The 24,823-nt window shown below is 74.4% G+C and carries 18 protein-coding genes; 8 read left to right on the top strand and 10 right to left on the bottom strand.

Going from position 1 to position 24,823, the window contains the following annotated elements; translation table 11 throughout:
• Positions 1-92: 92 nt before the first annotated feature.
• From AB0G84_RS07560 to AB0G84_RS07570, 3 genes are all read left to right on the top strand, one after another.
• Entirely contained in the window at positions 93-449 is a 357-nt protein-coding gene (locus AB0G84_RS07560) for a VOC family protein (RefSeq protein WP_361316947.1), read from the top strand.
• 144 nt (positions 450-593) lie between these two features.
• Complete coding sequence (locus AB0G84_RS07565) at positions 594-2,999, top strand: excinuclease ABC subunit UvrA (protein WP_361316949.1); 2,406 nt, start codon at positions 594-596, stop codon at positions 2,997-2,999.
• A 188-nt stretch (positions 3,000-3,187) separates the two neighbouring features.
• Positions 3,188-3,571 (top strand): hypothetical protein, encoded by a 384-nt coding sequence (locus tag AB0G84_RS07570; protein ID WP_361316951.1) that lies wholly within the window; start codon positions 3,188-3,190, stop codon positions 3,569-3,571.
• A gap of 78 nt (positions 3,572-3,649) precedes the next feature.
• Here AB0G84_RS07570 and AB0G84_RS07575 read toward each other — a convergent pair whose 3' ends face one another.
• Positions 3,650-3,979, bottom strand: a complete 330-nt coding sequence (locus tag AB0G84_RS07575) for a bifunctional 3-phenylpropionate/cinnamic acid dioxygenase ferredoxin subunit (protein ID WP_361316954.1) — start codon at positions 3,977-3,979, stop codon at positions 3,650-3,652.
• 159 nt (positions 3,980-4,138) lie between these two features.
• On the opposite strand from AB0G84_RS07575, the gene AB0G84_RS07580 reads away from it, so the two are divergent.
• Positions 4,139-4,945 carry an IclR family transcriptional regulator gene (locus tag AB0G84_RS07580; RefSeq protein ID WP_361316956.1) on the top strand — a complete coding sequence of 269 codons (807 nt, stop codon included), beginning with the start codon at positions 4,139-4,141 and terminating at the stop codon, positions 4,943-4,945.
• A gap of 229 nt (positions 4,946-5,174) precedes the next feature.
• Positions 5,175-6,287: an S-(hydroxymethyl)mycothiol dehydrogenase gene (locus tag AB0G84_RS07585; protein ID WP_361316958.1), complete on the top strand. Its 1,113-nt coding sequence runs from the start codon at positions 5,175-5,177 to the stop codon at positions 6,285-6,287.
• A gap of 27 nt (positions 6,288-6,314) precedes the next feature.
• Here the strand turns inward: AB0G84_RS07585 and AB0G84_RS07590 are convergent, their stop codons facing one another.
• The 7 genes from AB0G84_RS07590 to AB0G84_RS07620 all read right to left on the bottom strand — a co-directional run bounded on the left by AB0G84_RS07590 (position 6,315) and on the right by AB0G84_RS07620 (position 17,455).
• Complete coding sequence (locus tag AB0G84_RS07590) at positions 6,315-11,033, bottom strand: hypothetical protein (RefSeq protein WP_361316961.1); 4,719 nt, start codon at positions 11,031-11,033, stop codon at positions 6,315-6,317.
• Between the two features lie 59 nt (positions 11,034-11,092).
• The gene (locus AB0G84_RS07595; protein WP_361317819.1) at positions 11,093-11,959 is read right to left on the bottom strand and encodes a hypothetical protein; all 867 of its coding nucleotides are present in this window, start codon (positions 11,957-11,959) and stop codon (positions 11,093-11,095) included.
• Positions 11,960-12,167: 208 nt separating this feature from the next.
• On the bottom strand, positions 12,168-13,691 hold the full coding sequence (locus AB0G84_RS07600; protein ID WP_361316963.1) for a hypothetical protein: 1,524 nt from the start codon (positions 13,689-13,691) through the stop codon (positions 12,168-12,170).
• 371 nt (positions 13,692-14,062) lie between these two features.
• Positions 14,063-14,707 carry a pyroglutamyl-peptidase I gene (gene pcp / locus AB0G84_RS07605; protein WP_361316965.1) on the bottom strand — a complete coding sequence of 215 codons (645 nt, stop codon included), beginning with the start codon at positions 14,705-14,707 and terminating at the stop codon, positions 14,063-14,065.
• 154 nt (positions 14,708-14,861) lie between these two features.
• Positions 14,862-15,830, bottom strand: coding sequence for a DUF979 domain-containing protein (locus AB0G84_RS07610; RefSeq protein WP_361316968.1), 969 nt, complete (start codon positions 15,828-15,830; stop codon positions 14,862-14,864).
• Entirely contained in the window at positions 15,827-16,534 is a 708-nt protein-coding gene (locus AB0G84_RS07615) for a DUF969 domain-containing protein (protein WP_361316970.1), read from the bottom strand. The genes AB0G84_RS07610 and AB0G84_RS07615 overlap by 4 nt, the downstream gene beginning before the upstream one ends.
• Before the next feature lie 177 nt (positions 16,535-16,711).
• Positions 16,712-17,455 (bottom strand): GntR family transcriptional regulator, encoded by a 744-nt coding sequence (locus tag AB0G84_RS07620; RefSeq protein WP_361316973.1) that lies wholly within the window; start codon positions 17,453-17,455, stop codon positions 16,712-16,714.
• A 306-nt stretch (positions 17,456-17,761) separates the two neighbouring features.
• Here AB0G84_RS07620 and AB0G84_RS07625 point away from each other — a divergent pair, with 306 nt between their 5' ends.
• Genes AB0G84_RS07625 through AB0G84_RS07635 form a run of 3 tightly spaced genes read left to right on the top strand, consistent with a single transcriptional unit; the run spans position 17,762 to position 20,045 of the window.
• Positions 17,762-18,556, top strand: a complete 795-nt coding sequence (locus tag AB0G84_RS07625; protein WP_361316976.1) for a 5-oxoprolinase subunit PxpA — start codon at positions 17,762-17,764, stop codon at positions 18,554-18,556.
• The gene (pxpB, locus tag AB0G84_RS07630) at positions 18,553-19,185 is read left to right on the top strand and encodes a 5-oxoprolinase subunit PxpB (RefSeq protein ID WP_361316979.1); all 633 of its coding nucleotides are present in this window, start codon (positions 18,553-18,555) and stop codon (positions 19,183-19,185) included. Before AB0G84_RS07625 ends, pxpB begins: the two co-directional genes overlap by 4 nt.
• Complete coding sequence (locus AB0G84_RS07635; RefSeq protein WP_361316981.1) at positions 19,182-20,045, top strand: biotin-dependent carboxyltransferase family protein; 864 nt, start codon at positions 19,182-19,184, stop codon at positions 20,043-20,045. Before pxpB ends, AB0G84_RS07635 begins: the two co-directional genes overlap by 4 nt.
• On the opposite strand, the gene AB0G84_RS07640 is transcribed toward AB0G84_RS07635, so the two are convergent.
• Together AB0G84_RS07640 and AB0G84_RS07645 are read right to left on the bottom strand one after the other, a co-directional pair.
• A complete protein-coding gene (locus tag AB0G84_RS07640; protein ID WP_361316984.1) occupies positions 20,046-23,693 on the bottom strand; it encodes a hydantoinase B/oxoprolinase family protein in 3,648 nt (1,215 codons plus the stop codon). It lies immediately after the preceding gene.
• Entirely contained in the window at positions 23,690-24,559 is an 870-nt protein-coding gene (locus AB0G84_RS07645) for an SGNH/GDSL hydrolase family protein (RefSeq protein ID WP_361316987.1), read from the bottom strand. The genes AB0G84_RS07640 and AB0G84_RS07645 overlap by 4 nt, the downstream gene beginning before the upstream one ends.
• Positions 24,560-24,823: the final 264 nt, after the last annotated feature.

Raw genomic sequence — 24,823 nt, forward strand, 5'->3', positions numbered from 1 at the left:
CCATATGGGGTGGCAAGGGTGTCGGTTCCCTGACTTACCGGTCATCGTGGAGTCAGACCGTTCCATGCGGACCGACGACCTCAGGAGTGACCATGACCGGCTCTGCCACCCAGGGAATCAAGACCGTGCTGCACCCCGTTTCCGACCTGGCAACGGCCAAGGAGGTGTACACCGCCCTGCTCGGCGTACCGCCGCAGTCCGACGAGTCCTACTACGTCGGCTTCGAGGTCGCGGGCCAGCACATCGGCCTGGTGCCGGGCGGTGGGCCGGGGGCCATGACCGCACCGGTGGCCTACTGGCACGTGGCGGACCTGGAGGCGAAGCTGGCCGAGGTCACCGCCGCGGGCGCCACCCTGCGGGAGCCCGCGCGTGACGTCGGTGGCGGCCGTCTGGTGGCCACCGTCACCGACCCCGACGGCAACGTCCTCGGGCTGCTCCAGGACCCCTGAACACCGGCCCCCGCACCCCCGCGCTCCACGAGCCGGACCAACCGGACCACGGGGCCCCCGAACGGACCAGGAAGGTGATTGGATCGAGCCGGGCGACGCCGGCGGAGACCGGGCAGGCGGCCCGCTTGACGGATGGAGATCACGATGAGCACTGCCCCGAGGACGCACACCCCGTCGCCCGCGCCACACGCCGCCGACAGCCACGATCTGATCCGCGTGGTCGGCGCGCGCGAGAACAACCTCAAGGACGTGAGCATCGAGATCCCCAAGCGTCGGCTGACGGTGTTCACCGGCGTCTCCGGCTCGGGCAAGAGCTCGCTGGTCTTCCACACCATCGCCGCGGAGTCGCAGCGGTTGATCAACGAGACCTACAGCGCCTTCGTGCAGGGCTTCATGCCGACGCTGGCACGGCCCGAGGTCGATGTGCTGGAGGGGCTGACCACCGCGATCATCGTCGACCAGCAGCGGCTGGGCAGCGACCCCCGCTCCACGGTCGGCACCGTCACCGACGCGCACGCGATGCTGCGCATCCTCTTCAGCCGGCTCGGGCAGCCGCACATCGGCTCGCCCCAGGCGTTCTCCTTCAACGTCGCCTCGATCAGCGGGGCCGGGGCGGTCACCCTGGAGCGCGGCGGGCGGACCGTGAAGGAGCGCCGCGAGTTCGCCATCACCGGCGGGATGTGTCCGCGCTGCGAGGGCCGCGGCTCGGTGAGCGACATCGACCTGTCCCAGCTGTACGACGACAGCAAGTCGCTCAACGAGGGCGCACTCACCATCCCCGGCTACAGCATGGACGGCTGGTACGGCCGCATCTTCACCGGCTGCGGCTTCTTCGACCCGGACAAGCCGATCCGCAAGTACACCAAGCGCGAGCTCGCCGACCTGCTCCACAAGGCGCCGACCAAGATCAAGGTCGAGGGCATCAACCTGACCTACGAGGGGCTCATCCCCAAGCTCCAGAAGTCGATGCTGTCCAAGGACGTCGACTCCCTGCAGCCGCACATCCGCGCCTTCGTCGAGCGGGCCGTCACCTTCGCCACCTGTCCCGAGTGCGAGGGCACCCGGCTCGCCGAGGCGGCCCGGTCGTCGAAGATCAAGGGGATCAGCATCGCCGACGTCTGCGCGATGCAGATCAGCGACCTCGCCGACTGGGTCCGCGACCTCGGCGAGCCATCGGTCGCGCCGCTGCTCGGCAAGCTGCAGCACACGCTGGACTCGTTCGCGGAGATCGGTCTCGGCTACCTCTCGCTCGACCGGCCGTCGGGCACGCTGTCGGGCGGCGAGGCACAGCGCGTCAAGATGATCCGCCACCTCGGCTCCTCGCTCACCGACACCACCTATGTCTTCGACGAGCCCACCACGGGCCTGCACCCGCACGACATCCAGCGGATGAACAACCTGCTGCTGCGGCTGCGGGACAAGGGCAACACGGTGCTCGTGGTGGAGCACAAGCCGGAGACGATCGCGATCGCCGACCACGTCGTCGACCTCGGCCCCGGCGCCGGTACGGCGGGCGGCGCCGTCTGCTTCGAGGGCACCGTCGAGGGGCTACGGGCCGGCGGGACCGTCACCGGCCGCCACTTCGACGACCGGGCGTCCCTGAAGGCGACGGTGCGGACCCCCACCGGGGCGCTGGCGATCCGGGGCGCGGCGACGCACAACCTGCGGGACGTCGACGTCGACATCCCGCTCGGGGTGCTCGCCGTCGTCACCGGCGTCGCCGGCTCCGGCAAGAGCTCGCTGGTGCACGGGTCGCTGCCCGGGCAGCCGGGCGCCGCCGACGCCGGTGTGGTGTCGATCGGCCAGGGCGCGATCCGCGGCTCGCGGCGGAGCAACCCGGCGACGTACACCGGGCTGCTCGATCCGGTTCGCAAGGCGTTCGCCAAGGCCAATGGGGTCAAGCCGGCGCTGTTCAGCGCCAACTCCGAGGGCGCCTGCCCCACGTGCAAGGGCGTCGGCGTCCTCTACACCGACCTGGCGATGATGGCCGGTGTCGCCACCACCTGCGAGGAGTGCGAGGGGAAGCGGTTCCACGCCTCGGTGCTGGAGCACCGCCTCGGGGGCCGCGACATCAGCGAGGTGCTGGCGCTGTCGGTGGCCGAGGCCGAGGAGTTCTTCGGTGCCGGCGAGGCGCGCACACCGGCCGCGCACCGCATCCTGACCCGGCTCGCCGACGTCGGGCTCGGCTACCTCGCCCTCGGCCAGCCGCTCACCACGCTCTCCGGCGGCGAGCGGCAGCGGCTCAAGCTGGCCACCCACATGGCCGAGAAGGGCGGCGTCTACATCCTCGACGAGCCGACCGCCGGCCTGCACCTCGCCGACGTCCAGCAGTTGCTGGCCCTGCTCGACCGGCTCGTCGACTCCGGCAAGTCGGTCATCGTCGTCGAGCACCACCAGGCGGTCATGGCGCACGCCGACTGGATCATCGATCTGGGCCCCGGCGCCGGTCACGACGGTGGCCGGATCGTCTTCGAGGGCACCCCCGCCGACCTCGTCGCCGGCCGCGCCACCCTCACCGGTGAGCACCTCGCGGCCTATGTCGGCACCTGACCGGGCCCGTCGCGGACGTCGTGGGGCGGGCGGTGGACCGTACCGCGCACCCCACACGACCCCGCGGGGCTCCGGTACGTGACCATGGACGGTGACAGGTCCGGCGGTACCGGCATGCACCCGGCGAAACGGGGGCAGCCACCCAACGGCCGGACACACGGGGAGAGTGCGGGGAGTGTGAGGCTGTCATGGACACCGGCAGACCGCCGTTGTGGCAGGAGGAACCGGCGACCCGGTCCCGGATGCCGGATCCGGTGCGCACCGCCGCGGTGCGCGCGGTCATCATCGTGGCCCTCACGCTGATCCAGGCCATGATCGCTTTCCTGAGCACCCTGGCCGGCTCCTGGCTCGCCTTCCCCGCCGTCCTCAGCACGGTCGGCAGCACGGTCGTCGCCACCTGGGGCGTCCTGGACGTCTGGGTGACCCGTCAGGTCTGGGTGCAGCGCCACGGCGTGCGGTCCCAGCCGAGCAGCACCGCCCGTGCGCTGCGCCGCGAGCGCCGCCGGGCCCGCCGACAGGAACGCCGCGACGCCCGCGGCGACCGCTCCCGTACGGACCGGGCTGCAGCCTGAGGGACCGCACCAACGGGCGGACGCCCGCAGCGGACGCACCGGTGCGGGCGGGCCCCGGTGGTGGGCGCCTGGGCCGGCCTACGCCACCGCCTCTTCCCTTACGGCGGGGCGTACATGGATCATTCCGTCCAGGACGCTGACCTCGTGGGTGCGTACCGGGCGGCGGGCCGGCAGGCAGGCCGGGGCCCCGGTGCGCAGGTCGAACAGGGCGGCATGCAGCGGGCATTCGACGAAGCAGCCCTCGACCCAGCCCTCGGAGAGCGAGGCGTCCTGGTGGCTACAGGTGTCGTCGACGGCGTAGAGCCCGCCCTCGGCGTGGAAGACCGCGATGGGCGGTGTGGTGTCGTCGATCTCGATCCGTACGGACTCGCCCTCGGGCAGGTCCTCGATGCGGCAGACGGGAATCATCTGGCCCCCCTCGCGCTGATCGGTATCATGTGTTCTGAATAACGCATCGCAGAGCGCGATGCGCAACAGAATCCAAGGCGTGGTGCGGGCCGTCAAGGGCTTGGGGGAAGACGTCCCGGGTCGGCCCGGCGGAGCCGGCGGGTGGTGACGCACAGACCCATGGCGAACACGAACGGGACGGCGGACGACCGGTCCGAGGAGCGGCGCGGCGGGGCGGGGTCCGTCCAGTCGGTGGACCGCGCGGTGAGCGTGCTGGAGATCCTGGCCAGGCTGGGCGAGGCCGGGGTGACCGAGATCTCCGGGGAGTTGGGGGTCCACAAGTCGACCGCGTTCCGGATCCTCGGGGTGCTGGAGCACCGCGGGCTGGTCGAGCAGGAGAAGGAGCGCGGGAAGTACTTCCTGGGCGCCGGGGTGCTGCGGCTGGCCGGCGCGGCGGCGATCCGACTGGACATCTCGCAGGAGGGCCAACCGGTGTGCCGGGGGCTCGCCGAGGACACCGGGGAGACCGCCAACATCGCGGTCCTGGACGGCGATGCGGCGGTCAACATCATGCAGGCCAGGGGCTCCGCCGCGGTCACCGCGTACAACTGGCTGGGCCGACGCACCCCGTTGCACGCCACCGCCAGCGGCAAGGTGCTGCTGGCGTACCTACCGGCGGAGCGCCGCGAGAGCCTGGTGCGCCGGGCACTGCCCCGCTTCACCGAGCACACCCTGACCACGGCGGCCGGCCTGCGCACCCAGCTCACCGCCGCGCTGGCCGACGGATTCGCCTGCACCAGCGAGGAGTTGGAGATCGGGCTGAACGCGGTGGCGGCGCCGGTGCGGGCGCACGACGGTGCGGTGATCGGAGCGCTCGGGGTGTCCGGTCCGGCCTACCGGATGGCGCGGGAACGGCTGCCGGAGCTGGCGGAGCGTTCCACCGAGGCGGCCCTGGAGCTCTCCCGCCGCATGGGGTATCCGGGGTGAACCCGGCAGCGGAAAATCGCCCTTGACGGATCCCTGACGGACTCCCAGCATGTCTCCTATCGCGCAACCACGCGCGTGATAGGCAACATCGGGGACGGTGCCGGAGCGCTCTCCACCGCCGTCCCCGTTCCCAGCGCAGCGCACCACTCCACCCCCCACCGGCACCCGTGCCACCTCCCGCGCACCGCCCGCCCTGCCGCCACCGCAGGCGCTGTCCTAGGAGTGAGACATGCCGCACGAAGCCCGCGCCGTCGTCGCCCTGGAGAAGGGCGCGCCCGTCGAGGTGCTGCCGATCGTCGTGCCCGACCCCGGCCCGGGAGAGGTGCTGGTGTCCGTCCAGGCCTGCGGGGTGTGCCACACCGATCTGCACTACCGGGACGGCGCGATCGGCGAGGACTTCCCGTATCTGCTCGGCCATGAGGCGGCCGGGGTCGTCGAGGCCGTCGGTCCGGGGGTGCGCGAGCCGGCCCCCGGGGACTACGTGGTCCTCGCCTGGCGGGCGCCCTGCGGCGGCTGCCGCTCCTGCCGCCGCGGCCGGCCCTGGTACTGCTTCGACTCCCGCACCGCCACCCAGCGGATGACCCTGCTCGGGGGTACCTCCCGGACGGAGTCCGGGGGAGGCACCCCGCTCTCCCCCGCGCTGGGCATCGGTGCCTTCGCCGAGAAGACCCTGGTCGCCGCGGGGCAGGCGGTGAAGGTCGACCCCGCGGCCCGCCCGGAGGCGGCCGGGCTGATCGGCTGCGGGGTGATGGCCGGCTACGGCGCCGCCGTGCACACCGGGGCCGTCGGCAGCGGCGACACCGTCGCCGTCATCGGCTGCGGCGGGGTCGGCAACGCCGCCATCGCCGGCGCCTCCCGGGCCGGCGCCCGGCGGGTGATCGCCATCGACCTCGACGACGGCAAGCTGGACGCCGCCGAGCGGTTCGGGGCCACCGACACCGTCAACTCCCGCGGGACGGACCCGGTCGAGGCGGTCCGCAGCCTCACCGGCGGGCACGGCGCGGACGTCGTCATCGACGCGGTGGGCCGCCCCGAGACCTACCGGCAGGCCTTCTACATGCGTGACCTGGCCGGGACCCTGGTCCAGGTCGGCGTCCCCGACCCGGACCAGCGCATCGAGCTCCCGCTGATCGACCTCTTCGCCCGCGGCGGAGCCCTGAAGTCCTCCTGGTACGGCGACTGCCTGCCCAGCCGCGACTTCCCGGTGCTGATCGACCTGTTCCTGAGCGGCAAGCTCGACCTGGAGCGGTTCATCAGCGAGACCGTCACGCTCGACGGCCTGGAGACGGCCTTCGCCAGGATGCAGCGCGGGGAGGTGCTGCGGTCGGTGGTGGTGCCCTGACCGCAGCGCCCGGTCACCCGGCGCCGGTCACCCGGCGGCCGGGTCCGGCTCCTCCCCGACGGGCGACTGCTCCTCAGCGGGCGGCTGCTCCTCGGGCCGCCGGTACATCCGCGTCGCGGTGATCTGGCCGTGCACCGCCTCCCCGGACGGGTCCGGCTGCGGCAGGCCCGGCCGCAGATGCTCCTCGACGCTGATGTACTTCAGGCCGGCCCGCAGGTCCGCGTCGTTGCGCAGCCGGATCACCAGCGGGAACTCGGCGAGCGCGGTGGTGTCGAACAGGCCGGTGGTGTAGAGCAGTTGGACGCCCAGCGCATCGGCCACGGCGCGCTGCAGCTCCAGCAGGTAGGTGGCGTTGGCGCGGCCAATGGGGTTGTCCAGGAACAGCGTGCCGGCGTGCCGCTGCTTGTCGCGGCCCCGGTCGTTGCTGCGCAGCGCCGCCATCGTGCAGTACAGCGCGATGGCCGCGGTCAGCAGCTGGCCACCGGAGAACACATCGCCCATCTGCCCGACCGGCACCCGCTCGGCGCGCAGCACCGCGTCCGGCTTGAGGATCTCCACGGCCACCCCGCGCGGCTGCAGCGCCGCGCTGACCCCGCGCAGCAGCAGGGACATCCCGTCCCGTCGCAGATCGCTGTTCTTCTTGACCGCGGCGCGCGTCGCCTCGTCGATGACCTCGCCCAGCCGCTCGGTGAGCGTCGCCTGGTCGGGGTCCTCGAAGCGGATCCGCAGGAACTCCTGGCCGGACCACTCCCCCAGCCCCTCGGGCAGCCGGGACAGCCGCTGGGCGGAGCGCAGGGTGGTCAGCGACGACTCCACCAGACCGCGGAGCCGGTCGACGATGGAGTCGCGGTTGCGCTCCAACTGCTCCAGCTCGTCGGTGAGCACCCGCAGCCGGGGCGCGAACGCCTCCGCCCACTTGGCCGCGTGGTCCGGCAGCGCCGCGGCGGGCAGCTCGCGGATCTGCTGCCGGGCGGGGGTGCGGACCTGCTCGTAACGGGTGGAGTTGGCGTGCCGCACCAGGACGTCGGAGGCCTCCCGGACCGCGGAATCGGCGCCGGACAGGTCGGCGGCGCAGCCGCGCAGCGAGCGGCGGGACTCCGCGGCGGCCTGCCGGGCCTCGGCGAGGGACCCGGAGTACGGCTCGATCCGCTCCTCCGCGGCGGCCTCGGCCTCCTGCTGGTCGCGCAGCAGGTCCCGGAGCAGGGCGGCGGTCTCGTCGAACCCGCCGGCCGCGTCCTCGGCCGCGCGATGGGCCCGCAGCAGCTCCTCGTGCTGCGTCCGGGCGGCCTCCAACGCGTCGGTGGCGGTGGCGAGTTCGGCGTTGGCGGTGCGGAGCAGCTCCTTGGCGCCGTCGGCGTCGGCGGGCACCAGCTCCTCGGGCAGCTCGGTGTGCGCCTCGCCGTCCGTGGGGGCCAGCCGCTCGGCCTCGCCGCGCAGCCGGCCGAGCTGCTCGCTGGCGGCCGAGGCGCGGCTCTCCAGCATGTGCACCAGCGACTCGGCGCGGGTCGCGGCGGCCTGGCGGGACGGGCCGTCGGCGGCGTCCGGGCTCTCCAGCAGCGCCTCGGCGCGGGTGCGGACCTTGTTGGTGAGGCGGTTGAGCTCGGCCAGCGCGGCGGACTCCTCGCCCTCCGCCCGGGCCTGTTCGGCCCGCAGGTCGGCGCCCACGCCGACCTTCTCATAGACCTGGGAGGCGGCGCGGTAGGCCTCGCGCAGCGCGGGCAGCGAGGCGCCGGCGGCCTCCGACGCCTCGCCCAGGTCGTCCGGGACGCCGGCGATCTCGGCGCGTTCGGCGCGCAGGGCACGGGCGGTGCGGCGGGCGTCGTCGGCGGCGCGCTGGGCGGCCCGGCGGTCCTCGTCGGCGGCCCGGGCGCGATCCACGCACTCCTCGGCGCGGGCCTCGAACTCGGCGGACTCATCGGCGAGTTCACGCAGCCGGGACTGCCAGGTGGCCCGCTCACGCAGCCGGTGGGCGAGCCCGGCGAGCAGGTCGGCGGCGCGGCCGGCGCGCTGGGCGGCCTCCTGCCGCTCGTCGCGCACCCCGGTGGCCTCGGCCGCGGTCTCCTCGGCCTCGTCCCGGGCGGCCCGGGCCTCGGCCAGCCCGGCGGCGGCGGCCTCCGCGGCCGTACGGGTCTCCTCCGCGGCGGCGGCCAGCTCCACCAGGCGGCCGGCCGGGCAGCCGGTGCGCCAGGAGCCGAGCCGGGCGGCCAGCGCGCGGTCGCCGGCGAGCCGGGCGGCCAGCGCCCGAATCTCCTCGTCGCGCTCCATGGCGCGGGCCCGCAGCGCCCGGCGCTCCTCATCGGCGGCGGACTCGTCGTGCATCGCCGGGTTCGGCGGTACCAGGAAAACGCCGTAGGCGCCGGAGTCCCGCTCGTCGGGGGCCGGGGTGGGGGCGAGCAGCGCGGCGGCGGTGCCGACCGCGACCGCGGAGCGCGGCAGCAGCGCGGCCTGGGCGAGCACCTCGCGGGCCCGGGCGTGGGTCTCCGGGTCGGTGATGATGACGCCGTCGACGAGCTCGGGCCGGGCGGCCAGCACCCGGGCGTGGTCGGCGGGGTCGACGGACTGCGCGAGGTAGCGCCAGCCGGGCAGCGCCGGTACGCCGTGCTCGCCCAGATACTCCACCGCGGCCAGCACGTCCGGGCCCGGGGGCAGCAGACCGCCGTCGCCCAGCGCGCCGAGGATCCGGGAGTCGTCCGCGGCGGCCGTGCGCAGGTCGAACAGCTGCCGCTCGGCGGCGGCGACGCCCTCCTCCAGCATCTCCCGCAGCGCATCGGCGTTGCGGTCCAGCTCCTCCGCGGTCAGCGGTCCGGCCGTGGTGGAGCGGCGCCCGGCGCCCGGTTCCGCGCCGGACGCGGCCGTACGGGGCCCAGGGACGCCCATCGCCCTCGCCTCGGACTGCGGCAGCCCGAGGAGTTCACCGAGCCGCTGCTCGGCGCCGATCGACTCGGCCGCCATCCGCTCGGCGTCCCACGCCCGCCCGGCGGCCTCGGCGGCGTCGGCGGCGCGGGCCGCGGCGAGTTCGGCGGCGGAGTGCCGGGCGGCCGTCTCCCGGGCCCGGTCGGTGGCCTGGCGCGCCGCCTCCCGGGCCACGTCCCAGGCCGCGACGGCGGTCTTCTCGGCGTCGGAGGCGGCCAGTGCGGCCCGGGCCGGGTCGGCGTCCGGTGCGCTGTCGTCGAGCCAGCCGGCCCGGACCGCCTCGGCGGTCTCCTCGGCGACCTCGGCGAGCCGCTGCCGGAGGTGGTCGGCCTCGCTGCGGGCACGCTGGGCGTGGGTGGCGGCGGTGGTGGCGTCGCGGTGCGCGGACTCGCCGGCCTCCTGGAGGGCGGCGGACCGCTCCTCCTCCTCGTTGGCGACCCGCTCACCGGCCTCGGCCGCCGCGTGCAGCGCCCGGACGAGGTCGGCGGCGGCGGTGGCACGGGCGGCGAGCGCCGGGGCGGCGTCGCGTTCGGCCTCGCGGATGGCGGCGGCGACCCGGGTCGAGCGGTCGGCGGCGGCGCGGTGCCGCAGCGCGATCTCGGCGGCTTGCCAGGCGCTGTGCAGCGTACGGGCGTCGTTGAGCTCGCGGCGCTGGGCGGCGGCGCCCTTCTCCGCGGCGGTCAGCGCCAACGAGGCGTGCCGGTAAGCGAGTTCGGCGGAGACCAGGGAGCGGCGGTCGCGGACCTGCTCGGCGTCGGTGACCCGGTGGGCCGCGGTGGCGACCTGGTCGGCCAGCTCGGCGGCCCGCCCGCGCTCCTCGGTGCCGCGGGCGTGCAGCCGCTGGGCCAGGGACCGGGTGCGGCGCTCGGCGCCGGCGTGCACCTCGCGGGCGCGCTCGCGCTGCTCGGCGGCGTCCGCGATACGGGAGAGCAGGTCGAGGGAGCCGGCGGTGAAGTCCCGTTCGGCGGTGAGTTCGGCGCGGCGGCCGAGCTTGTGGGCGAAGCCGTGCACGAGGTCGGCCAGGCCGTCGGTGTCGCGGGTGTCGGTGACGGCGCGCAGCAGCAGGTCGGTGAAGTCGGAGTCGTTCTTCACCGCGAACAGGCCGGCGGCCTCGCCCTCGTCGGCGTTCATCTCCCGCTGGTAGCGGAAGAGTTCGGGGTCCAGGCCCAGCTCGCCGAGGTGTTCGTTCCAGCGCTCGTGGATCTCCTCCCACACCACGTCGAGATTGGGGTAGTTCTTCCCGGCCTCGGTGAGGACGTCGCGGAAGCCCTTCATCGTGCGGCGCCGGCCCTGTGCGCCGGAGCTGCCCTCACCACCCTCCTGACGGGGGCGGACGACGGTGGCCTCGGCGACCGGCAGCGAGTCCAGGCTCATGCCGGGCCCGGGCCGGAAGCTGTACCAGGCCTCGGCGAACTTCCGCGGGTCGTTGGAGACCTGCCGGCCGCGCCACTCGCTGACCTTGCCGACGACCACGCTCTCGCCGGTCAGGACGTGCTGCCACTCCAGGGCGACATGGCCACAGTCGTCGGCGAGCAGGAACTTGCGCAGCACGCCGGAGCTGGCGCCGCCGAGGGTGTTGCGGTGGCCGGGCAGCATCACCGAGAAGATCAGCTTGAGCAGGACGGACTTGCCGCCGCCGTTCTCCAGGAAGAGCACACCGGCGGGCGCGGGGCGGCGCGGCGGCCCGACCGGCTCGTCCTCGAAGAAGTCCGCCTGGGCCGGGGCCGGCCGGGGCACCGGCGCGCCGACTCCCCGCAGGTCCAGCACGGTGTCGGCGTAGCGCGCACCGGCGGGCCCGATGGAGTAGAGGCGGACCCGGGACAGCTCGTACATGGCGGACTCTCGTTGTCGTGACGGCGGGACGGTGGGTGGGTGCGGTCGGGCGGGCGGCGTCAGCCGGAGTGGAACGGCAGGCCGGCGTCGGCGACCAGGTCGAGGTCGTCGGTGTCCTCGCCGGGCAGCAGCGTGCCGTTGCCGTCGGCGACCGGGACGATGCCCAGCTCCAACAGCTCGGCCATGGCGGCGCTGCCGGCCATGTCGCGGACCTGGAGCTGGTAGCGGGCGGTGGTGCGGTAGGCGCCGCCGGCGTCGTCACCGGTGCGCTGGAGGAACCCGGAGTCGACGAGGAAGGTGACGGCCTTGGCGATGATGCCGGTGGTCGAACCGGCCAGCCGCCGGGCGTCCTTGGTCGCGCCGGTCGCGCTGCGGCGGGCGTAGATGCGCCAGGCGGACTCCAGGCCGGGGGCGTCGGTGACCGGGTCGGTGTTCTCGCCCTGCTCCTCGGCCCGCTCCTCCAGGCGGCGGCAGGCCTGCCGGACGAAGGCGTCGACGCCGTTGACGGTGATCCGGCCGATGTAGCCGTCGTCGGCGAGGTCCTCGGGGCGCGGGAAGGCCAGCGCGGCCACCGCGAGGTGGGCCAGGCCGTGTAGGAAGCGGTCGGCGGAGTCGGCGGCGGCCCGGCGGGCGTAGTCGCCCATGCGGACGGCGAAGACGGAGTCCTCGGCGGCGGTGACGGCCATTCCGGCGCGGGTGGAGACCTCCAGGACGACCAGGCCGAGGCCGCCGGCGACGGCGTCGGCGAGGCGGGCGAAGGCCGGATCGTCGCGGTAGCGGCGCAGCAGCTCGCCGTACTCGGCGTCGCGGGCCGGCAGCAGCTTGGGCTGGAGGCCGAAGGAGACCAGCCGCGCGGCGTCGGCGGCGTCGGCCGGGGTGAGGCCCGCGGGGCGCACCGGGGCCGGCTCGGCGTCGGCGGTGGACAGGCCACGGCCCGGCTCGGCGCTCGGGGATGCCGGGTCCGGCTGCGGCACCTCGTCGGCGTCGTACTGGGTCACGGGGCGGGCTCCTTGCGGGGGTCGGTCGGGTGCGTCGGGGGCCGGTGCGCGGACGGCGGGGCGTGGGGCGCGGTCCGCCGGCGGCCGGGGGCGGACGGTGGGCCGGGTATCGGCTCGGCGCCCGGGGCGGGGGCCATCAGGCCACCTCCGAGCGGTCCGCGGCCATCCCCGCGGCGTCCAGCAGGGCGGTGCCGACGATCAGGTCGGCGCCGCCGAACTCGGGGTCGACCAGCTCCGTGCCGTCGTCGACCGCGAAGAGCAGCTGCTGTTCGCCCTGGCGGTAGGCGGTGCCGACCGGCGGACTGGCCGCATGCACCGCCAACAGGGCGACGAGGTAGGGGAGTTCGGGGTCGCTGCGGCGTGCCTCGGCGAGCAGGCCGGAGAGCCGGCGGGGCGCGTCGGCGGGCAGGTCGAGCAGCGCCGTCGCGGCGTCGAACTGCGCCTCGCTGAAGCGGCTGTCGTCGGGGGTGGCCACCAGGTCCGGCTCGGGCATCTCGGCGCCGAGGTGCTCGCGCTCCACGGGCGGGGTGAGCAGCACCTCGACGAGGTCGCCGACGCGGACGGCAGAGGGAGTGCGCAGGCCGGTGCCGCGGGCGAAGAAGGCGTCGGTGACCCGGAGGGCCTGCTCGACGGGGAGCGGCAGCAGGGGCGCGACGAGCTGGCCGTAGAGGTCGAGGCCGGAGCGGGCGGCGGGGGCGGCGAAGGCCTGCCGGTCCTGTTCGGCACGGAACAGCGGGCCGGCCTCCAGCAGCCGGGACTGCAGCTGGGTGTGGCGGCGGATGCAGTCCTTGACGATGTCGACGAGCTCGGCGGCGCGGCGCTTGTGCTCGGGCTCCTCGGTCTCGTCGCGGGCCTTGCGGATGTTGGTGAGGATGGCGTTCTCGTGGCGGTAGCGGTCCGCGACGTGGTCCAGCGCCTCGTTGATCATGTCGGGGACGGCTTCCAGCCAGTCCACCGCGCGGACGTTGCGCCGGGTGGCGTCCAGGGTCCGGCGGAGCGTCTCGGCGTACTGGACGGTGCGGTAGCGGGCCTGTTCGGCGGCGAGCTGGGCATCGGCCAGCCGACCGCGGTTGATCAGCACCTCCAGCTTGACCTCGGCGGCGATCTGGGCGCTGGTGACGTCCGTGTCGAGCGCGCCGACCAGGACGTTGACCGCCTCGTCGGTGGCCCGCAGGAAGACGCTGCCGCCGGCGCCGGGGACCTCCTCGATCAGCTTGAAGTCGTAGTCGCGGCGGACGTACGCGCCGTCCGTGCCGAAGGTGCCGTAGACGGCGCGGAAGCCGCGGTCGACGCTGCCGACGTTGATGAGGTTCTCCAGCACCCAGCGAGCCACCCGCTCGTGCTCGCCCGCCGGGCGGCCGGGGGTCTGGGCCGCGATCCGCGGGAGCACCTTCGCCACTATCTCTTCGTGGTCGGCGCCGGTGTCGAAGTCCATGTTGAGGGTGACGAGGTCGATCACGGCGAGCGCGACCTCGGCCATGGCGTAGACGCCGTACTCGCCCGCGAGGTTGGCCTTGCGCACATCGAGGTCGTGCAGCGGCGCGGTGCACGCAAGGGCACGCAGCCGCCGGGCCAGGCCTTCGTCGGCGGCCGGGCCCGGCGCGGGTCGGTTGACCCCGTTGAGCTGGGGCGCAGCGGGCCCCGGGGCGGGAAAAGTCACGTCGCACAGAGTAGGCGCTCGCACCGACAACGGACGAAACGGCGCGGTTCCGTTGCGGGGTGGAACGCCTGGTGGGCGCGTTGACGGACCCTCGCGGGGCGAGGCGTCGGCCGGTGCGCCAGTCTACGGTGCGGCCCGCCGCGGCCGGCCGCCAGGTCCCGTCCCGCGCCGGTCACCGGGCCCCTTCCCGGGCCGGCTCCCGGGTCCCGTTCCACACCGACGGCCAGGTCCCGCCCCGAGCCCGTCGCCTGAACCCGTTCCGGGCCGGGCACCGGCCCCCGTCCCGCGCCGGCGGCCGTCCGGGGCGGGGACGGTGGGGCCGTTCAGCGCGCGGACGGTGGAGCCGTTCAATGCGCGGACGGTGGAGCCGTTCAGTGCGTCGCCCCGCCGACGACCCGGATGTCGGTGTCGGTGTGCGCCGCGGTGATCGCGATCTCCCGGAGGGCGCGGGCCACCGCGTCGGCCGGGAGTGAGGGCAGGGCGCGGGCGGTGACCTGCTCGGGTGCGTAGGGGACGTGCACGAACCCGCCCCGTACGCCCGGGAGTTCGGTGGCGATGAGATGGGAGAGGCCGTAGAAGACGTGGTTGCAGACGAAGGTGCCGGCGGTGTGGGAGACAGAGGCGGGCAGTCCGGCGGCGCGGACCGCCGCCACGCACGCCTTGACCGGGAGGGTGGAGAAGTAGGCGGCGGGCCCGCCGGGCACGATCGGCTCGTCGATGGGTTCGGCACCGGCGGCGTCGGGGATCCGGGCGTCATCGAGGTTGACGGCGATCCGCTCGACGGTGATGTCCGGACGGCCGCCGGCCTGTCCGACGCAGATGACCACGGCGGGGCGGGTCTCCTCGATGGCGGCGCGCAGCACGGCCATCGACGCCCCGTAGACACAGGGCAGTTCGACGGCGGAGGCCGCTATTCCAGGGGGCGGTTCGGCGACGGCGGCACGTACCGCCTGCCAGGAGGGGTTGGTCGATTCCCCATCGAAGGGCGCAAAACCGGTCAGCAGTACCCGGGTCATTCGGTCTTCCTCGATACGAGTGCGAGTACGGGAGCGGAGCAAGTACGGGAGCGGAGCAATTACGCGAGCGAGTACGAGTGCGGGTGCGGGACGGAGGAAGCCCTGGGCAGCGCCCGCGGCACCGGGCCGTCCCGGTGCCGCGGCGGCAGGGCGTTCAGAAGGCGAACAGCGCCATGATCACGACGTTGCAGCCGAGCAGCACACCCGCGGTGGGCAGTTGCGCCTTGATGGGCCCGTACTGGTCCTTCAGCTCCAGCAGGGCGGCCGGGACGATGTTGAAGTTGGCCGCCATGGGGGTCACCAGGGTGCCGCAGAATCCGGCGAGCATGCCGAGGGCCAGGACGGCGGCCGGGTTGCCGTGGAAGTGGCCGATCAGCACCGGCCAGCCGACCGCCGCGGTCATCACGGGGAACGCGGCGAAGGCGTTGCCCATGACGGTGGTGAAGGCGAACATGCCCACGCAGTAGACGAGGACGGCGATCAGCAGCGAGTCCTTGGGGAGGGCCGCGGCGGTGAGCTTGCCGACCTGGTCGCCGACCCCGGAGACCTGGAAGATGGCGCCCAGCGTGGCCAGCATCTGCGGCAGCAGCATCGCCCAGCCCATCGCCTCCAGCATGGAGCGGCCGGACTCCACCGGGACCGAGATCCGCTTCTCCCGCAGGATGACCATGGCGACGACCAGGGCGAAGACGGCACCGATGCCGAGGCCGAGGATGGTCTCGCTGCCCTCCTGGAGGACCGGCTCGCCCCCGAAGGAGAGGTTCTTGACGCCCACGGCGCAGGCCATGGCGACCACCGGGATGGTCAGGGCCGGTATGAACAGCCGGTTGCCCAGCCGGGCGGCGCTGGCGGTGCGCTCCTCGGGGGTGGTGGTGCGCGGGGTGCCGCGCCCGGTGAAACCGAAGCCGGCCAGCACCGCCATCACCAGGACGGCGACGCCCAGCGGTTCGGCCGGGGCCTGCTTGGTGACCACCCAACTGCTGTAGATGAAGCCGGCGCCGATCAGGCCCCAGAAGGCGCCGGTGCCGAGGCGCTTGGGGTTGCTGCGGTCGGTGACCATCCGGCCGGCCATCACCAGGAAGCTGAGGCCGACCAGCCAGTAGAACCACTCTGCCTTGATCACTGGGTTGCCTCCACTGCGCCGGACGGGACGTTGGCGGTGAGCAGTTCGCGCTCCAACTGGCGGTCCAGGCGCAGCAGCCGCCAGCCGTGGAACAGGAAGGCGCAGACGGCGGTGGGGATCGCCCACAGCGCGAGGTGCAGCGGTTCGAGGTGGGTGCCGTAGGTGGTGTTGACGAAGCCGGTGATCAGCAGGATCGAGCCGACGGCGAGGAAGACGTCCTCGCCGAAGAACAGCCCGACGTTGTCCGCGCTGGCGGAGAACGAGCGGACCTTCTCCCGGGTGCGGTCCGGGAGGCTGCCGTACCGGCGCTCGGCGGCGCCCTCGGCCATCGGGACGGCGAGCGGGCGGACGGTCTGGGCGTGCCCGAAGACGTTGGTCAGCCCGACCGCGGCGCCGATCTGCCGTAGGCCCAGGTAGAGCGCGAGGAAGCGGCCGGTGGTGAGCCGGGCGAACCGGGCGATGAGGGCTCGGGCCTGCTCCTGGAGGCCGTAGCGCTCCAGGAGCCCGATGACCGGGAGGGTGATCGCGAAGATCGTCACCGCCCGGCTGCCGGCGAAGCCCTCGCCGAAGGCGGCGAGCACCTTGGCCGGCGAGAGTCCGCCCAGGAGGCCGGTGGCGATACCGGCCACCCCCACGACCAGGAGGGGGTTGCGTTTCGTGGCGAAGCCGATGACGACGACGAGCACGCCGAGCAGAACGATCATGGATCTGCCTTCCGCGTACGGGACCGCTGCGGGTCGATGGAGAGGGTGCAGAGATTGCAGCGGAGGCTAGGTGATTGTTGAACGATCCGACAAGGGGTCTGCACGAACGATCCTCGACTCCGATCGGCGCTAAGGATCCTCGGCCCCGGTCTGCGCGAAGGATCCTCGGCTCCGCCGTCACTCCTCGGCGATGTGCTGGGCGTAGGCGCCCGACAACTGGGCCCGCGAGTCCTCCAGATAGGACTGCAGCAACCGCTCGGCCTCGGCCGCGTCGCCCGCCTGCAGCGCCTCGACGATCTGGCGGTTGCGGGTGAGGTAGGGCGCGTGGAAGCGCCGGGGGTCGGCCATGACGTGGAAGACCAGCCGGAGCTCGGCCAGCACCCCGCGCATCAGCTCGTCGGTGCGGGGGCTGCCCGCGAGGGCCACGATGCCCTGATGGAAGCGGATGTTCGCGGTCGACAGGTCCTGCCACGCACGGGCGCCGGAGGCCGCCTCACCGGCCTGCACCGCGGCCTCGACCGCCGCGACGGCCGCCCGCACCCGGGCGTCGTGGGGCCCCTTCCCCAGGCTCCGCACGGCCGCGCACTCCACCAGCGTGCGCACCCGGTAGATGTCGTCCAGGTCCTCGACCGTCACCACCCGCACAAAGACCCCGCGGTTGAGCTCGTGGACCAGCAGCCGCTCGTGGGTCAGCAGCCGGAACGCCTCGCGCAGGGTGTTGCGGGAGACGCCCAGCGCGCCCCCGATGCTCTCCTCGGAGAGCCGGGCGCCGGGCGGGAAGTACCCCTCGGCGATCCGGTCGCGCAGGATGTCGGCGACCCGCTCGGCGGTGCTGGCGCGCCCCAGGAGGGCGCGGTCCCGTTCCAGTCCCGACACCTCGGCGAGCCGCCACTGGTCGTTCTTCGCCGTTCCGCCGGCCATACCGCTCCCCGCTCTCGTACCGTGCCCGGGGGCCTTACCGGGCGGTCCGGGCGTATCCGCGCGAAAGTCAATCCCAGATGAGGGGACAACACAACGGCCACCCGACGAGGTGGCACACAACTCTTGTCGGATCGTTGAACAATCCCCTACGTTGTCTCCACGCCGGTCGGCTCGATGGCCCTCGGGGGAGAGTCGCTACGGAGCGGGCCGGCCGGCCCGGCCTTCTCCATTCCCCCACGCGTGCCCTGCCCCGGCCCGCCCGGCCGGCACCGAGCAGCTCGCGAACGGACAGACAGGAGCGACGTGGTGGACTCCCCGGACGGCGCAGGCTCCCCCGTGGCCGCCCCCGTCATCGACCTCAACGCCGACCTCGGCGAGGGCTTCGGCCGCTGGCAGCTGACCGACGACGAGGCCCTGCTGTCCGTCGTCACCAGCGCCAACGTCGCCTGCGGCTTCCACGCCGGCGACCCGGGCACCATGCGCCGGGTGTGCGAACGCGCCGCCGAGCGCGGGGTGGTGATCGGCGCCCAGGTGTCCTACCGCGACCTGGCCGGCTTCGGCCGCCGCGCGATGGACGTCCCTCCCGACGAGTTGGCCGACGAGATCACCTACCAGATCGGCGCCCTGGACGTCTTCGCCCGCGCCGCCGGGACCCGCGTGGCCTACGTGAAACCGCACGGCGCGCTCTACAACCGCTGTGTGCACGACGAGGAGCAGGCCGGCGCCGTGATCGCGGGCATCCGCACCGCGGGCGGCGCGCTGCCGGTCCTGGGCCTGCCCGGCTCCCGACTGCACGAGGCCGCCGGGCACGCCGGGCTGCCCACGGTCGGCGAGGCGTTCGCCGACCGTGCCTACACCGCCGAGGGCACCCTCGTCCCGCGCCGCGAGCCGGGCGCGGTGGTCCACGCCCCCGACGAGGTCGTCAAGCGCGCCCTCGGCATGGCTCGCGACCACCACGTCACCTCCCTGGACGGCCGGCGGGTCGAGGTCACCGCCCGCTCGCTGTGCCTGCACGGCGACACCCCCGGCGCCGCCGCCCTCGCCCGGCGGGTGCGGACCGAACTGGCCGCGGCCGGCGTGCGGATACGGAGCTTCGCATGAGGCCGCTGCCGGTCGGTGAACACGGTCTGCTCGTCGAACTGGACAGCGCCGAGGAGGTCGAGGCGCTGCACGCCGAGCTGCTGCGCCGGGCGGCCGACGGCACCCTGCCGCGGGTCGGTGAGATCGTGCCGGCCGCCCGTACGGTCTTCCTCGACGGTCTGGCCGACCCCCGCGGGCTGATCGCCGAGCTCGCCACCTGGGACGTCCCTCCGCTCACCGCCACGAACCGGCCCACCGTCGAGATCCCGGTCCGCTACGACGGGCCCGACCTCGCCGATGTCGCCGCCCTGTGGGGCACCACTCCCGAGGAGGTGGTGCGCCTGCACTCCGGCACCGCGTTCCACGTCGCCTTCTGCGGGTTCGCCCCCGGCTTCGGCTATCTGACCGGGCTGCCCGAGCACCTGCACGTCCCTCGCCGGGAGACGCCGCGCACCAAGGTCCCGGTCGGCGCGGTCGCGCTGGCCGGCCCGTACACCGGGGTCTATCCGCGCTCCTCCCCGGGCGGCTGGCAGCTGATCGGCAGTACCGACGCCCTGCTGTGGGACCCGCACCGGGAACCGGCGGCGCTGCTGGCGCCCGGCACCCGCGTCCGCTTCGTCCCCCAGGAGACCGTGGAGTCCGCCCGATGACCGACCGCGCCCTCTCGGTCGTCAGGGCCGGCGCGCTCACCACCGTCCAGGACCTCGGCCGGCCCGGCCACGCCCACCTCGGGGTGCCGCGGGCCGGTGCCCTCGACGAGCCCGCGCACCGCCTGGCCAACCGCCTGGTCGGCAACCCCGGGTCGGCCGCCGCCCTGGAGACCACCCTGACCGGCTGTGCCGTCCGGGTGCGCACCGCCACCACGGTGGCCGTTACCGGCGCGCCCTGCCCGGTGACCGTCGACGGCCGGCCGGCCCCCTGGGGCGCCCCGGTCCACGTCCCGGCGGGCGCGGTCCTGGACGCCGGGCCCGCCACCCACGGCCTGCGCTCCCACCTGGCCTTCGCCGGTGGTATCGACACCGAGGAGGTGCTGGGCAGCCGGGCCGCCGATCTGCTCTCCGGACTCGGCCCCGCGCCGCTCGGCGACGGCACGGTGCTGCCCCTGGGCGACCCGTGCGGACCGCCCGCCGCCGCGGACGCCGTCCCGCACCGCGGCCCGGTGGCCGAGCTGGTCCTGCCGTTCGTCCCCGGCCCCCGGGACGGCTGGTTCACCGAGGCCGGGCTGCGCACCCTGACCACCGGGCGCTTCCGGGTCTCCCCGGCCAGCAACCGCATCGGCCTGCGCACCGAGGGGCCGTCGCTGGAGCGCGCCCGGCCCGGCGAACTGCCCAGCGAGGGCATGCCGTTGGGTGCCCTACAGGTCCCGCCGGCTGGCCAGCCGGTGCTGTTCCTGCACGACCACCCCACCACCGGCGGCTATCCGGTCGTGGGCGTCGTCCCGGAGCGCTTCTTGGCCCCCGCGGCCCAGGCGGTGCCGGGGACGCCGGTGCGGTTCCTGCGGCTGCGCTGATCAGCCGCGCCGCGCGGCCGGCCCGGGCGCGGGCCCGTCCGGGGCCGGGCCGTACCCACCGCCGCCCGGGGTCCGCAGCACCAGCACGTCGTCCACGCCGACCTCCGCCGCGTCACAGCCGGCCAGTTGCTCGCACGAACCGTCGGCCCGCTCGATGAGGTTGGCGCCCAGCGCGCCGGGGGCACCGCCCGCCATGCCGTACGGCGGGACCCTGCGGTGGTTGGTCAGCAGGGCGACGGTCATCGGCTCCAGGAAGCGCAGCCGGCGCTCGACGCCGCAGCCACCGTGCCAGCGGCCCCGGCCGCCGCTGCCGGCGCGGACGGCGAAGCTCTCGACGCGGACCGGGTAGCGCCACTCCAGCACTTCCGGGTCGGTCAGCCGGGAGTTGGTCATATGGGTCTGTACGGCGTCCGCGCCGTGGAAGCCGTCGCCCGCGCCCGAGCCGCTGGCGACGGTCTCGTAGTACTGCACCCGGTCGTTGCCGAAGGTCAGGTTGTTCATGGTGCCCGAGCCCTCCGCCTGCACGCCGAGCGCGGCGTAGAGCGCTCCGGTGACAGCCTGGGAGGTCTCCACATTGCCCGCGACGGTGGCGGCGGGGTGGACCGGGGCGAGCATCGAGCCCTCCGGGATGCGCACCCGGACGGGCTTGAGGCAGCCGCTGTTGAGCGGGATGTCCTCGGCGACCAGCGTCCGGAAGACGTAGAGCACCGCCGCCATCACCACCGAGGTCGGGGCGTTGGCGTTGCCGGGCTGCTGGGGTGAGGTGCCGGTGAAGTCCAGGACGGCGCTGCGGGCGGCGCGGTCGACGGTCAGGGCCACCTGGATGCGGGCGCCGGCGTCGGTCTCGTAGCGGCAGCTGCCGTCCGACAGCCCGGCGATGATCCGGCGCACCGACTCCTCGGCATTGTCCTGGACGTGCCCCATGTAGGCCCGTACCACGTCCAGGCCGAACTGGTCGGTCATCCGCCGGAGTTCCGCGATGCCCTTCTCGTTGGCGGCGATCTGGGCACGCAGGTCGGCGAGGTTGGCGTCCGGTGCGCGGGAGGGGTACGGACCGGAAGTGAGCAGGGCGCGGGTCTCGCGCTCGCGCAGCCTGCCGTCGCGGACCAGCAGCCAATTGTCGAAGAGGATGCCCTCCTCGTCGATGGTGCGGCTGAAGGCGGGCATCGAGCCGGGGGTGATGCCACCGATCTCGGCGTGGTGACCGCGGGAGGCCACCAGGAACAGCAGTTGGTCGCCGTCGGAGGTGAAGACGGGGGTGACGACGGTGACGTCCGGCAGGTGGGTGCCGCCGTGGTACGGGTCGTTGACGGCGTAGACGTCGCCCGGCCGCAGGTCGTCGCCGCGGCGCCGCAGCACCTCCTTGATGGACTCCCCCATCGACCCCAGGTGCACCGGGATGTGCGGGGCGTTGGCGATCAGATTGCCCTCCGCGTCGAAGAGGGCGCAGGAGAAGTCCAGGCGCTCCTTGATGTTGACCGAGTGCGCGGTGTGCTCCAGGCGGACGCCCATCTGCTCGGCGATCGCCATGAAGAGGCTGTTGAAGACCTCCAGCATCACCGGGTCGGCCTCGGTGCCCACCGCGGTCCGGCCGGTGCGGGGGCGGGTGCGGGTCAGCACGAGGTGGCCGCGCTCCCCCACGGCCGCCCGCCATTCCGGGTCGACGACCGTGGTCGCATCGTCCTCGGCGATGATCGCCGGACCGCTGAGGGTGTCACCGGGGCGCAGGTCACCGCGTCGGTAGAGGCCGGTGTCGTGCCGGCGTCCGTTCGCGTACATCCGGACCGTCGCCACCGGCCGCAGCTGCGCCGTCCGGCCGCCGGAGGGCACCTCGTAGCCGCGTGCCCCGCCGGCCTCCCCCAGCGCCTCGACCGAGACCGCCTCGGCCACCAGCGGCTTGTCCATGGTGAAGGCGTACCGCTCGCGGTGCGCCCGGCGGAAGCCGTCGGCCATGGTGGCGGCGTCGGCGAGCGGGACGCCGAGGGTGGCGTCGGTGCCGGCGTAGCGGATCAGCACCCGGGCGCGGGTGGTGAGGGACCGCTCCGGCACCCCGTCGTCGAGGAGTTCGCGCCGGGTCTGCGCGGCGAGCGCGTCGCACACCTCCCGGACCCGGTCGAGGGCGGTGGGGTCGTCGAGCTCCGCCTCCACGGCCTGTTCGCGCATCGCGGTGGCGTCGGCGACCCCGATGCCGTACGCCGAGAGCACGCCGGCGAGCGGGGGCACCAGGACCGTGCCGATGCCCAGGGCGTCGGCGACCGCGCAGGCGTGCTGGCCGCCGGCGCCGCCGAAGCTGGTGAGGGTGTAGCGGGTGATGTCGTGGCCGCGCTGGACGGAGATCTTCTTGACCGCGTTGGCCATGTTGAGCACCGCGATCTCCAGGAAGCCGGCCGCCACCTCCTCAGGCCCGCGGTCGTCCCCGGTCTCGGCGGCGGCCCGGGCGGCCAGTTCGGTGAAGCGGGTACGGACCGTCTCGGCGTCCAGTGGGCGGTCGCCGTCCGGCCCGAAGACCGCGGGGAAGTGGGCGGCCTGGATGCGGCCGAGCATCACATTGGCGTCGGTGACGGTCAGCGGGCCGCCGCGCCGGTAGCAGGCCGGTCCGGGGTCCGCGCCGGCCGAGTCGGGGCCGACCCGGTAGCGGCGCCCGTCGAAGTGGAGGACGGAGCCGCCGCCGGCCGCGACGGTGTGGATGTTCATCATGGGGGCGCGCATCCGTACGCCCGCGACCTCGTTGCCGAAGACCCGCTCGAACTCGCCCGCGTAGTGCGACACATCGGTGGAGGTGCCGCCCATGTCGAAGCCGATCACCCGGTCGTGTCCGTCGCCGGCCTCGGCCGCCGTACGGGCCATCCCGACCACCCCGCCGGCCGGACCGGAGAGCACCGCGTCCTTGCCGCGGAAGTGCGCGGCCTGCCGCAGCCCGCCGTTGGACTGCAGGAACATCAGCCGGATGCCGGGGAGTTGGGCGGCGACCTCGTCGACGTAGCGGCCCAGGATCGGGGAGAGGTAGGCGTCGACGACGGTGGTGTCCCCGCGCGGCACCAGCTTCATCAGCGGGCTGACCTCGTGCGAGCAGCTGACCTGGGCGAAGCCGGCGCTGCGGGCGAGCGCGGCGACGGCCCGCTCGTGCTCGGGGTGGCGGTAGCCGTGCAGCAGCACCACGGCGGCGCTGCGCAGCCCGTCGGCGCGGGCCCGCCGCAGCGCCTCGCGGACCGGTGCGGCATCCAGGGGGCGGACCGGTTCGCCGTGCGCCCCGATCCGCTCCGGTACCTCGATCACCCGGTCGTAGAGCGCCTCGGGCAGGACGATCCGCCGGTCGAAGATCCGCGGGCGGTTCTGGTAGGCGATCTTCAGGGCGTCGCGGAAGCCCTCGGTGGTCAGCAGGACGGTCGCCTCGCCCGTGCGCTCCAGGAGGGCGTTGGTGGCAACGGTGGTGCCCATCTTGACGACGGAGACCCGCTCGGCGGGCACCGGTTCGTCCGGGCCGAGCCCCAGCATCATCCGGATGCCGGCGACCGCCGCGTCCCGGTAGCGCTCGGGGTGGTGGGAGAGCAGCTTGCCGGTGACCAGCCGGCCGTCCGGGCGCCTGCCGACGACGTCCGTGAAGGTGCCACCGCGGTCGATCCAGAACTCCCAGCGTCCGGTCGTCATCCTGCCATTGTCGCAGCGCCCTGCACCGGGGCGGGGTCTTTCGGCGCGGGCCCGGCGCCCAGCGCGGCCAGCGCGCCGCGGGTGGCGCCCTCGGTGGCGGCGTCCAGCAGGCGTCCGGAGCCGGCCAGTCCGTGCCGGCACTCCGTCAGCGCCAGGCCGAGCAGTCCGGGCAACAGATCGGTGCACCGGGCGGCGACCCAGCGCGTCCCCTTGGTCGCCATCCACCGGACGGAGGCGGCCCGGCTCGGTGCCCGGCCGTCCAGGGCGAGCGCGGGCGGCTCGCCGACCGGCACGCCGGCGGCGGCGAGCGCGGTGTGGAAGCCGCGGGCCAGCAGCCGGTGACCGCGCTCGCTGGGGTGCAGCCGGTCCACGCTCCAGGAGCCCCGCTCGGCGGTCCAGGGGTGGTCGGCGAGGTGCAGGTGTACGCCGCCGTAGCGGGCGGAGACGGCGTGCACGACGGTGTTGACGGCGCGCATCCGGCGGCCCAGGGGGCGGGCGAGCGGGCCGGGCAGCCCCAACATCCGCCCCGGGTCGGGCAGACACGCCGTCAACACCACGGCGCCGTCCGCGCTGAGCGCGCCGTGCGCCCGGTCCAGCGCGGCCGCGACCCGCTCGATGGCGAAGGCGGCGCGCAGGGTGTCGTTGGCGCCGACGATCAGCGAGACGTACCGCGGTGCCAGCGCGCGGGCGGCGGGCAGCTGCCGCTCGGCCACGTCGGACGCCAGCGCCCCGCTCTGCGCGAGGTTCACCAGCGGCACGCCGTCCGGCCGCTCGCCCAGGGCCGCGGCGAGCAGCGCGGCCCAGCCGCGCCAACCACCCGGTACGGGGTCGCCCAGCCCCTCGGTGAGCGAATCACCGAGCGCCACGAAGCGGGCCGGGCCCGCGGCACGGTCGGCCGGACGGACCGGAACAACAAAGTCACCGACCGGACGGACCGGAATAGCAGAGCCGCCGACCGGACGGGCCGTATCTGCGGACCCACCGGCCGAGCAGGGCGTGCCAGCCAAGCCACCCGCCGGACGCATCGGATCAGCAGAGCCACCGGCCGGACGCACCGCATCTGCGGACCCACCGACCGAGCAGGACACACCAGCCAAGCCACCGACCGGGCGAGCCGCCTCGTCAGGGCC

It is taken from the genome of Streptomyces sp. NPDC020742, assembly GCF_040641675.1.
GTDB lineage: Bacteria > Actinomycetota > Actinomycetes > Streptomycetales > Streptomycetaceae > Streptomyces.